Here is a 10405-nt window from a genome sequence, read left to right on the forward strand (position 1 = left end):
TCACCGCTATCAAGATACGTGAACAAGACTGCCGCAGCGGTGTTTCCCGGGAGTGTGGGAACACCCGGCGGTTTAAGGGCGAGGGGGGAAACCCGGCCCATCTTGGCTTGGGAGACAGTGATGAACAAAATATACGAAAGTGCTACTGCGGCCTTGGAGGGACTAACCTTCGATGGCATGACTGTGATGGCAGGTGGCTTTGGCCTCTGTGGTATTCCTGAAAATCTGATTGTGGCGCTGCGTGACAGCGGTGCAAAAGGCATCACCGCCATATCAAATAATGCCGGTGTGGACGATTTTGGCCTAGGCCTGCTGCTGCAAACGCGGCAGATCAAGAAGATGGTTTCCTCTTATGTGGGCGAGAACGCCACCTTCGAAAAGCAGTATCTGGACGGCGATCTTGAGCTGGAGTTTAACCCGCAAGGCACTTTGGCTGAGCGCATCCGCGCTGGCGGTGCTGGCATTCCCGGCTTCTATACCAAAACAGGTGTGGGCACGTTGATTGCCGAGGGCAAAGAGCACAAAGAATTCAGCGGTGAAACCTATATCATGGAAACGGGGCTGACAGCAGATGTCTCGTTGGTGAAAGCATGGAAAGCCGATAAGGAAGGCAATCTTGTTTTCCGTAAAACGGCACGTAACTTTAACCCGATGATGGCGACGGCTGGCAAAACCACTGTTGTGGAAGTTGAAGAGATTGTCGAAATCGGCGCCTTGGATCCGGACCACATTCACACACCAGGTATTTTTGTCGATCGCATCGTCAAAGGCACATTTGAAAAGCGCATCGAACAGCGCACCATTCGCACCGCTTAAGGGAGGGCACTGCATATGGCTTGGACACGCGACCAAATGGCTGCCCGCGCAGCACGCGAATTGCAAGATGGGTTTTACGTTAACCTTGGCATTGGCATTCCAACACTGGTTGCCAACTATATTCCCGAGGGAATGGACGTTGCCCTGCAATCGGAAAACGGCATGCTCGGTATGGGCCCGTTTCCAACGGAAGACGAAGTGGATGCGGATCTCATCAACGCTGGCAAACAGACAATCACAGAGCTGCCACGCACCAGCTACTTCTCTTCAGCCGATAGTTTTGCGATGATCCGCGGTGGTCATATCGATTTGTCGATTTTGGGGGCCATGGAAGTATCGGAAAACGGGGATCTGGCTAACTGGATGATACCGGGCAAGATGGTAAAGGGCATGGGCGGCGCCATGGATCTGGTGGCTGGCGTTAAACGCGTTGTGGTACTGATGGACCACACCAACAAACGCGGCGACAAAAAGCTACTGAAGGCCTGCGCTCTACCGCTAACCGGTGTGAAGTGCGTTGACCGGATCATTACCAATCTCGGCGTGTTTGATGTTGTCGAGGGTGGATTAAAACCGGTAGAGCTTGCAGACGGCGTAAGCATGGACGATGTGCGTAACAACACCGAAGCCACGCTGGTTGACGCTGAATAGCAGCGCCTCTAGCATGATGTGAAGCGGCGGCGGCCTCAGGGCCGCCACTTTTTTATCTGGAATTGGAATGTAAAATGCTGCCCTTAGAGACTTTGAGTGCCTTTTTCGCTGTTGCCGTTGTCCTAGCCCTTGCGCCGGGGCCAGACAATATCTTCGTATTGACCCAGTCAGCGACATCTGGTTGGCGTGCGGGCTTACTCGTTACGCTTGGTCTGAGCACTGGCATCATTTTTCACAGTGCCGCTGTTGCACTTGGGGTCTCAGCAATCTTTAAAAGCTCGGAGCTGGCGTTTTCCCTCGTAAAATATGTAGGTGCAGCCTATTTGCTTTATCTTGCTCTTGGCGCCTTTCGGGCCAAACCAATGCAGCTGGATGCCGAAGGCAGTAAGGCGCAAAGCGTGGCAGTAAACGCTCGCGCACTCTACCTGCGTGGCGTTATTATGAACATTACAAATCCCAAGGTGGCGATTTTCTTTTTGTCCCTACTTCCGCAATTCGTATCGCCTGAACACGGGGCGCTACTTCCGCAGTTTCTACAACTGGGCGCCTGCTTCATGCTGGTAACGCTACTCGTATTTGGAGGCATCGCCTTGGCTGCTGGCCATGTTGGCCAACGGCTTTTTGCTTCCCAAACCGCGCAAAACGTGATGAACAAAGTCACATCTCTGGTATTTGTTGGTTTGGCGCTCAAGCTCGCCACAGCAACCCGCTAGGTTTGCCTTGCAGCTTCCGTGTGAGAACCCAAGGTGGTTTTGGAAGCTGCCGCAGTGTGATACCGAACTTTGTTGCGAAAGCTGGCTGAGCTGGTGCGGGCAAGCATGATCACAGGTACAATGCCCACGGCGACGATCACGAGCGAGGGCAGGGCCGCATCCTCAAACGCTTCCATTGAGGCATGGTTGTAGACGGTGGTAGACAGCGTTTCAAAATTGAACGGGCGTAACAACAAGGTTGCAGGCAGCTCCTTCATGCACTCCACAAATGCCACGAGAATGGCGGAGAGCAAAACAGGACGCAGCAACGGCACATGCACTTTCCCAAGTGTTTGCATAGGTCCATGGCCCAATGTGCGCGCCGCCATGTCATAGTGCGGGGTAATCTTGCCAAATCCGCCATCAAGCTGCCCATAGGCCACAGCAAGAAAACGCACGCAATAAGCGTAGATCAAGGCGGTGCCCGAGCCCAACAACAACAAACCGGTACTGAACCCAAAATAGTGCGTTGAGAACGAGGCGATCATGTTGTCCAACCCGGCGACAGGCAGCAATATGCCAACGGCAAGAATAGTGCCGGGAATTGCATAGCCAATAGAGGCAATGCGCCCGATCCATTGATTGGCGCGACTTGGCAGCAGGCGGCGGTTGTAGGTGAGCATCAAGCCCATCGCCACAGCAAAACTACAGGCAATGATTGCCAGCCATAGCGAATTGACAGCAGCTTGCCATAGGGCAGGGTCTGCCAGCTGGTCTAAACGGCGCAGTGAGCGGCTAAGCAGCATTCCGGCAGGCAGGATAAAACCAAGTAACACCGGCAACGCGCAGGCTGCAAGCGCCGCAAGTGCAGAAACACCGGTGAGCTGATAAGCCTGCAAACTGCGATAGGTACCGGTGGATTGGTGGAAGCGCTGCTTGCGCCTTGCAAAACTCTCCAACCACATAAGGCCGAGCACCAGCGCCAGCATTACAACAGCAATTTGTGCCGCACCTGCCAGACTAGAGCGGTTCAGCCATGTGTCGTAGACAGCAAAAGTCAGTGTTTTGACGCCAAAAAATGTAACCGCGCCGATATCGTTTAAACACTCAAGCAATGCAAGAGTTAGACCAACCACAATCGCCGGGCGCGCTAGCGGCAACGCCACAGAATAAAACAGCCGCAATGGCCCCGCGCCTAAGGTGCGTGAGACATCCAATGTGCAGGCAGATTGAATTAGAAAACTCGCACGCGCCGCCAGATAAACATACGGGTAGAGCACAAAGCCCATCACGAAAACCGCGCCGCCGAGTGAGCGGATCTCAGGGAACCAGTAGTCTCGCGAGGTATGGAAGCCAAAGACATCTCGCAACAGCGTTTGCACTGGCCCCGTGTAGTCCATCAGCTCCACATAGGAAAACGCGATAATATAGGTGGGAACAGCAAACGGTAGCAGCAGAGCAACATCCATGAGGCGCCGTCCCGGAAAGCGGCACATGGCAACCAGCCAAGCGCACACCACCCCAACCACAGCGGTCAGAGTGGCCACGCCCAGCATTAACAGCAGTGTGGTGATCGTCGCCTCTGGCAAGACATACTTGGAAATATGCGGCCAAACCTCGCTTGAAGACCCAAGTGCGAGATAAACGACTGCCAGCAACGGTGCCAGCGCGATAGCGGAAATGGCAAGAGATAAGACGCGAACAACGCGCTCCCCGGTGAAAACCGAAGTGCGCGCTGCAAACATGCGATAGGATTTCGTCATCTGGCTATGAAGCATTCTATTCCTGGCTGGATGATATATCCGTGTTCACTATTAGGACTGCGGCCCGTTATCAAAGCCAACCTGATCGACCAGTTCACTTGCCTTACGGCGCTCGAAGCCAATCTTGTCAATGGAAACTGCGTCTGGTTTCAAAGTACCCCAAGACTGAACACGCTCGGAGACCGGCGCGCCCTCCAATACCGGATACTCAAAATTCTGGGCAGCGTAAATGCCCTGTGCTTTTGGAGAGGACAAGTATTCCATCAGCTTAAGTGCGTTTTCCCGGTTTGGCGCATGCTTCGCCATGGCAACACCGGAGATATTCACGTGCGAACCACGCCCATCTGCATTCGGGAACAATACTTTAACCGAGGCCGCCCAATCTTTTTGCTCTGGGTCTTTCTCGTTGGTTTCCATTTTGCCCATGTAGTAGGTGTTGCCAAGTGCAATATCACACTCACCGGCATAAATAGACTTCACTTGCGCGCGGTCATTACCGGTTGGCTTGCGGGCGAGATTGTCGCGCACTGCCTCAAGCCATTCTTTGGTTTCTTCTTCTCCGTGATGCACCAGCATGGAGGCGATCAAGCCAATCGTATACACATGCTGGCCAGAGCGTGTGCACAATCGGCCCTTCCATTTCGGATCCGCCAACTCTTCATAGGTAATCGCATCTTGGGCAACACGGTCTTTTGAGGCATAGACAATGCGCGCGCGCGTGGTGAGGCCAAACCAATGCCCATCAGGATCACGCAGGTTCGCTGGGATATTGCCGTTAATCACATCGCTGTTCACTTCCTGCGTCACGCCGAGATCTTCTGCCGCCTGCAGCAAGCCGATGTCAACAGTCAGCAGCAAATCTGCCGGAGAGTTTTCGCCTTCCGCGTCAATGCGTTCCGCCAAACCTTTCTTGGCAAAAACCACATTTGCCTTGATACCGGTGTCTTTGGTAAACGCCTCTAGCAATGGCTGGATCAGATCGGGCGAGCGGTGGGAGTAGATATTGACCTCGGCTGCATTGGCAAGTGCAGGGGCACAAATAACACACATTCCCAGAATACTAGTGCGAATTCCGCGTAGTGCACGCATAAGGTGATCTCCGATTAGAACTTGTAGGCTGGTCCAACTCAGACAAGTCGACCTACATTCTCTTAGTAAACCTGAGTTTTACTGTCAATATTTCTTTGGGAACTTGCAAATAAATATTACTAGCACTCGCAGCTTGTCTGATAGGCTGGGTATTATTGTGGCGAAGGTGTCGCCCCGCTCAAAACTGTCCGCATTTGCACTCTGTCGATGTTTTGCCCGCAAAGTGGAATTCCCACCTGCTTACCTCTCCAGCTGGCCTTTGTTTGCATCACTCCGGCCAGCGCTGCTGCCCCCGCACCTTCAGCCAGATTGTGGCAGCAGCGGTACAAAACGCGAATTGCTTCTGCAATTTCGTCATCATCAACGAATACCAGTGCATCACAGCCTGCTCGAATTTGCGCCAACGCCGCTCCACTAGGCTGGGAGCATGCCATGCCATCAGCAAACGTACGGCAGGCGCCCGCTCCCTCTCCCTGTGAAAGAGAGCTGGATTTATGCGCAACTCCGATGATTTTGAGATCAAGTGCCAGTGCATCGCGTACGGCCAATGCGCCACATATTCCAGCGCCCATACCGATCGGAAGGAACAGTGCATCAAGCTCTTGGTGCGCTGCAATCAGCTCCATCACATAGGTTGCCGCGCCGCAGACGAAGGCGTGATGAAAGCTGGGCACGTGCACAAACCCTTGCTCTTGTGCCAAGCCCTGTGAATACGCCTCTGCTTCAAGGTAGGAATGTCCATGCTCAACAACGAAACAGCCCATCGCCTGCAAATTACTGGTTTTACCAAGTGCGGCCCCGACAGGCATAACCGCCGCGGCGGTATAGCCAAATTTTTGACAGGCAAAGGCAAGTCCGAGCCCGTGATTCCCTGTCGTGGCAGTGACAAAACGAGCGCCACGTGGCTGATGGAGGGCTTGTTCGTGAATATAAGCAATTGCGCCGCGCACCTTGAAAGACCCGGTCGGTGCATGGTTCTCGTGTTTTACCACAACTCGGCAATCCAGCTGCGCATCAAGCAAGGGCCAAACATACTGTGGTGTCGGTTGCATAAATCGAGAGAGTAACTCTCTCGCTTCCTCAATCGCGGCAAGTGTCAGCATGGTCTCTCTATGGATCTGACACGACGCATTCAGAGGCTAATCCGCTAAAACCCGCTGTGTCGGGAAGATCATCCGCACCAAGGTACCCTCAGACTCCTGCGATTCTATGGAGAATTCCGCTCGATTTGCCTCAATCAGCGCTTTTGTGAGCGGCAAACCCAGCCCACTGCCCTCGCCACTAGCGGAAGGCTCCAGTTGTTTAAACGGTTGCAACGCCAATTCCAGCGCCTCTGCGTTCATCCCAATGCCGGTATCTCGCTGAGAATAGGTGAGGTTACCATCCGCGCCGTAGCCCACAGAGCAAATGATTTGCCCGCCAGCAGGAGTAAACTTCAATGAGTTCGATAGCAGATTGAGCAAAATCTGTTTGATACAGCGTGGATCTGCCACAACATCTGGCAGCGCACTGGGGATGCTACTGCGTAAAACCACACGGGAGAGCTGGGCTTGATGCTGCATTAAGGCAATGCAGTCTTGCGCGATGTCTGCAAGGCTTACTGCCTCAAAGTGCAGCTCCAGCTTGCCGCTCTCGATCCGCTCTAAGTCTAGCAAGTCACAGACAAGGCTCAGGACATAACGACTTGAGTTGAGGATGTCCGCCAAGTAGTCCTCTTGCTTCTCTTTGCTTAGGCGCTGGCTTTCGGGGCCGGTAAGAAGCTCTGCAAATCCGACAATTGCATTCATCGGAGTTCGGATTTCATGACAAACTTCAGCCAAGTAAGCACTTTTTCGGGCGCTTTCTTGAGTGCTTGTCGCCAGTCTGGTTTTAAGCAAATGCGTGTTTGCATGAACCTGCCGCCAATCTTGCAACAACAAACAACTCGACGGCCGTTCCTCAAGATCACCATCAGGAAGCTTGATCAGTTGCGCACGCACCGGAATTGCCGTGCCGCTATCGGCCAGCGCATCCACAAAAAGGGCTTCACGTTGTACGGATGGAACACCAATGCCGCTTTGCCCTTCAAACAAACCCTCCACGGCCTGCTTGTCTTGCTCGGCAAACAGATAGCTAAAAATTTGTCCTTGCAAATCCTCGTTCGCACATTCAAACAGCTTTTCTGCCTGCCTGTTAATGTTCATCACGCGGCCCTGCGCATCCAGCCAAACAAGTGCATCTGCTATCATGTCGAGCGTCGCCTGCAATTGCCGCAGCTCGCTTTCGTGGGTCGGCGTTGCCTCCCCCGCTGGCACGGTTTTGGGACTATCTGGAGCGGCAGCATCTTTTGCAGGTGCCAAGTTATCAGTGTCAGATTGATCGGTTCCTTCCGTTTCCCGTTTTTTCTCGTTAGAGACGAGCAAGGGGGCAGCGGTAGCCTCTTCCTTGTCTTTCTTTTTCCCCTTTTTCTTCTTTTTCTTGGGCTCGGTCAGGTTTGAAAGCAACGTCCCGTCTTCTTCACTCAAGGCGCGCGCGATCTTGGCAAACGCATCTCGCTCTGGCTTGCTTAGGCGATCATCGTCCAGCTCCAGCAAACCTACCTCGCCGCTTTGAGTAACCCCTGCTGAGTGTTCATCATAGTCTTTCTGCTCTACTGCGGTTACATCCGGTGGGGTGGGCTCTCCCTGCGGGGTAGGGTGCGCTATGGATGGCGATGGTTTTTGCGGTACAGCCCCTCGGTCTACCAGTTGAACAATAGAGGATGTCAGTTCCGCAAGGCTTTTGGGTCGGTCACGTGGCGCGTTGCGTTGCGGCGCATCTGGCAAACGGGCAATGAGCGTGCTGAAGTTTTCTTTATCACTGGTATCGACAGCCACTGGGGAGGGGGGGCGCGTTCTGTTTTCAGTTGGCTCGGCTGGCTTGGTATCGTGACCGGCGTCTTTAAACACCTGCTCGGAGAGTTCCTCGGAGATATCAAGATCATAATCCGCACCTGCACCGGAAACAGAAGCGGAGCGCATATCAGGGGACAATAGCCCCGCGCCTTCTTCCTCCAGTTCTTGTTCGGAATCTGGTGTTTGTGCAGTGGCTTTTGTGGTTTCCTTCACCTTTGCTGCGGTGGGCAAGGCGTCCGCAACGCAGATAAGCGGGTCGACATAGTCGGCAGCGACAAAAGCATCTACGCTACGAATAACGCCAAAACCGGCAAATCCCAAAAACTCCCCTTCATCTTCAACCGGGTGCACAGAAACATCAAGCGGTACACGCATATGGCTATGGCATGCTGGCCAATTCAATGTAACGCCGGAAAATCCTTCGTTTCTCTGCAACGCATCTAAGGCATTGCTGGGTAGCTTTAATTGCAGCAGAGCGCCCAATTCTGGCCATGTCTTGCCAAGGATCAAATGCGATTGGGGTCCTAACAATTCATAGAATTCGTCGGAAACGCGCAGCAACGCGCCGGTGGCATCGGTGTGCCATGTAAACCGGACTGGCCGTTGACGGCGTTTAAAAACAAATTCACTCATGACACCTGCGCCTCACTCATGCCTTGCTGTTTGCGGCTGCCAAGTCAAACACGCAGCACAACAGCAAGGGCCCCCACTCTTCAACTCCATTATATATAGTTTGCAAGGCCGCGCTAAGCGTCCAAGCATATCTTGCCTTCCACAACATAAACCACCACGCACAAACCGGCGTCGATGCATTAGCCGCCCGTTAAGGCGTCACGAGGCGACGAACGCCGCACGCGCGTTGCGCAGTGCCTCCTATATTAATGAGAAGACTTGCGATGTTGGTACCATCTGTTTTCGGGGCTGCTGATCTCATCAGGCTTTTCTTATAGTCAGGGCGGGAAGCGCTCGCTTTTCGACCAGAGTAACTCGCCCTCAGATAGGGGTGTTCTTGTTGCGATGCAATATTATGTTGCAACGCAACATGGATCGCGTTATAGTCTCCCTACGGAATGTCATTGGCGGCAGGTTTCCTCCCAGTATTGCTAGCGCGTGTTCCTCCCAAATTCCGCGATGCAGCTGCCGCCAATGGGTTCCTGACGTGTTTAAATCAGGAAGGAATTTCGATTATGGCTACAACACAAGCAACGGCACCAAAGGCCGAATCTAAACCTCGGGCAACTAAGGCGACCAAGGCATCTACCGCCGCAGCAGAATCTAAGGCAAAGGCAGATCCGCTGTCTGCTGCGCCGATGGATTTGCCAGATGCCCTTAAAGATATCCCGGAGACCATTCGTGAAATGGGGCAAAAGGGCATAGAGCAAGCACGCGATGCCTATGAGCAGGCCAAAGGCAGTTTTGAAGATGCAGGCGAAGCAGTTGAGGAGGCGGTAGAGGCAACACGCGAAGGTGTGTCCTCCTACAGTCTTAAGGCGCTGGATGCGGCACAAAAAAATACAGACGCCACTTTCGCGCACCTGCGAGAGCTCATGGCGGCCAAAACAATGGCAGAAGCTGTAGAGCTGCAATCCTCCTTCGTCCGCAGTCAGTTTGATCTTCTGTCCTCACAGGCAAAGGAACTGCAAGACGCCTCAAAAACTCTGGCAGAAGAAATGACTCGCCCAGGGCGCGTGGCCATGGAAAAAGCTGGAAGCCGCTTTAAAACTACGATCTAGGTGCAAATTAAAAAGCGCTCGTGTCTGCTTGGCAATTTGTGTTGCAAACACACGAGCGCTAACGCGAATTCTTTATATATATCAGCGCTTATCCCCGTTCTGTGGAATTTTTGAAATTGTTTCAAATAGGGGCTTGCCAACCTCAATTTTAAAACCTATGTTCCGCGCACTTGCCAAGCAGACGTAGCTCAGTTGGTTAGAGCGTCGGATTGTGGCTCCGAAGGTCGGTGGTTCGAATCCACTCGTCTGTACCATTCCTCTTATCGGCAAGTTATCTCCCTCCATAAATATTGATATAAAGAGCTAACGGGCTGTTCGGCGAAGCGGCCGGCGCTGTGATGCTTTTCGAGATGTTCTCTTCCCGCCGGTTCGGCGCGCTATTCCTGTTTATCTAGAAGATAATGGGGACATGCGTCTTCGCTGTGTGCAGCCTGCTTTTTCTCCCAGTCTTCTGTGCCATGTTGATCCGCCTTTGCTGCGGCACGTAGTGCAAATGCTCGTAAGCCACGGATTTTGGCTGGCCACTCATGCGTAGCTTTTGATGCCTAGCTGTTTTCTTCTGCTAGATATCCACTGTTGCTGTTAGTTTTTGAGAAATTTTGAAAGAAACATCAAAAACTTGGAAAATCGGGTTGACGGTTTTGTTTGGTGTGCCTATAACCCGCCCCACGCCAGACGGCGGCGGCCTTGCGGGGCAGCGGCGGTTGGTTGGAAGTGAGAGAATTGGTTGTTTGATTTTCTCGTGCTCATTGACAATTTTATAATGTAAGAAAGAGAAACGTAGGCGG

The 10405-nt window shown here is 53.0% G+C and carries 9 protein-coding genes and 1 tRNA gene; 5 read left to right on the forward strand and 5 right to left on the reverse strand.

Annotated elements, in window-relative coordinates:
- The first annotated feature begins 120 nt into the window (after positions 1–120).
- From AYK82_RS04875 to AYK82_RS04885, 3 genes are all read left to right on the forward strand, one after another.
- Positions 121–816 (forward strand): CoA transferase subunit A, encoded by a 696-nt coding sequence (locus AYK82_RS04875; protein WP_068311960.1) that lies wholly within the window; start codon positions 121–123, stop codon positions 814–816.
- A gap of 15 nt (positions 817–831) precedes the next feature.
- Complete coding sequence (locus AYK82_RS04880) at positions 832–1467, forward strand: CoA transferase subunit B (protein ID WP_068311963.1); 636 nt, start codon at positions 832–834, stop codon at positions 1465–1467.
- A gap of 74 nt (positions 1468–1541) precedes the next feature.
- Positions 1542–2180 carry a LysE family translocator gene (locus AYK82_RS04885; RefSeq protein WP_068311966.1) on the forward strand — a complete coding sequence of 213 codons (639 nt, stop codon included), beginning with the start codon at positions 1542–1544 and terminating at the stop codon, positions 2178–2180.
- On the opposite strand, the gene AYK82_RS04890 is transcribed toward AYK82_RS04885, so the two are convergent.
- The 4 genes from AYK82_RS04890 to AYK82_RS04905 form a co-directional block, all read right to left on the reverse strand.
- Positions 2177–3937: an ABC transporter permease gene (locus AYK82_RS04890; RefSeq protein WP_208976383.1), complete on the reverse strand. Its 1761-nt coding sequence runs from the start codon at positions 3935–3937 to the stop codon at positions 2177–2179. The genes AYK82_RS04885 and AYK82_RS04890 overlap by 4 nt on opposite strands.
- Positions 3938–3973: 36 nt before the next feature.
- Complete coding sequence (locus AYK82_RS04895) at positions 3974–5011, reverse strand: Fe(3+) ABC transporter substrate-binding protein (protein WP_068311969.1); 1038 nt, start codon at positions 5009–5011, stop codon at positions 3974–3976.
- Positions 5012–5163: 152 nt separating this feature from the next.
- Positions 5164–6114 (reverse strand): threonine dehydratase, encoded by a 951-nt coding sequence (locus tag AYK82_RS04900; RefSeq protein WP_068311972.1) that lies wholly within the window; start codon positions 6112–6114, stop codon positions 5164–5166.
- 36 nt (positions 6115–6150) lie between these two features.
- Positions 6151–8517 carry a PAS domain-containing sensor histidine kinase gene (locus AYK82_RS04905; RefSeq protein WP_068311975.1) on the reverse strand — a complete coding sequence of 789 codons (2367 nt, stop codon included), beginning with the start codon at positions 8515–8517 and terminating at the stop codon, positions 6151–6153.
- Between the two features lie 554 nt (positions 8518–9071).
- On the opposite strand from AYK82_RS04905, the gene AYK82_RS04910 reads away from it, so the two are divergent.
- On the forward strand, positions 9072–9617 hold the full coding sequence (locus AYK82_RS04910; RefSeq protein WP_068311978.1) for a phasin family protein: 546 nt from the start codon (positions 9072–9074) through the stop codon (positions 9615–9617).
- 177 nt (positions 9618–9794) lie between these two features.
- Positions 9795–9871 (forward strand) — tRNA-His (locus AYK82_RS04915).
- A 308-nt stretch (positions 9872–10179) separates the two neighbouring features.
- Here AYK82_RS04915 and AYK82_RS18175 read toward each other — a convergent pair.
- Positions 10180–10405, reverse strand: a 226-nt coding sequence (locus AYK82_RS18175) for a hypothetical protein (protein ID WP_208976384.1), incomplete at its 5' end; no start/stop codon positions are given.

This window comes from Polycladidibacter hongkongensis, from assembly GCF_001561995.1.
In the GTDB taxonomy this organism is placed as follows: domain Bacteria; phylum Pseudomonadota; class Alphaproteobacteria; order Rhizobiales; family Stappiaceae; genus Pseudovibrio; species Pseudovibrio hongkongensis.

Bases quoted from the DNA above. Each gene is read 5' to 3' on its own strand.
- AYK82_RS04875 (WP_068311960.1), top strand. From the start codon at position 121: ATGAACAAAATATACGAAAGTGCTACTGCGGCCTTGGAGGGACTAACC.
- AYK82_RS04880 (WP_068311963.1), top strand. From the start codon at position 832: ATGGCTTGGACACGCGACCAAATGGCTGCCCGCGCAGCACGCGAATTG.
- AYK82_RS04885 (WP_068311966.1), top strand. From the start codon at position 1,542: ATGCTGCCCTTAGAGACTTTGAGTGCCTTTTTCGCTGTTGCCGTTGTC.
- AYK82_RS04890 (WP_208976383.1), bottom strand. From the start codon at position 3,937: ATGCTTCATAGCCAGATGACGAAATCCTATCGCATGTTTGCAGCGCGC.
- AYK82_RS04895 (WP_068311969.1), bottom strand. From the start codon at position 5,011: ATGCGTGCACTACGCGGAATTCGCACTAGTATTCTGGGAATGTGTGTT.
- AYK82_RS04900 (WP_068311972.1), bottom strand. From the start codon at position 6,114: ATGCTGACACTTGCCGCGATTGAGGAAGCGAGAGAGTTACTCTCTCGA.
- AYK82_RS04905 (WP_068311975.1), bottom strand. From the start codon at position 8,517: ATGAGTGAATTTGTTTTTAAACGCCGTCAACGGCCAGTCCGGTTTACA.
- AYK82_RS04910 (WP_068311978.1), top strand. From the start codon at position 9,072: ATGGCTACAACACAAGCAACGGCACCAAAGGCCGAATCTAAACCTCGG.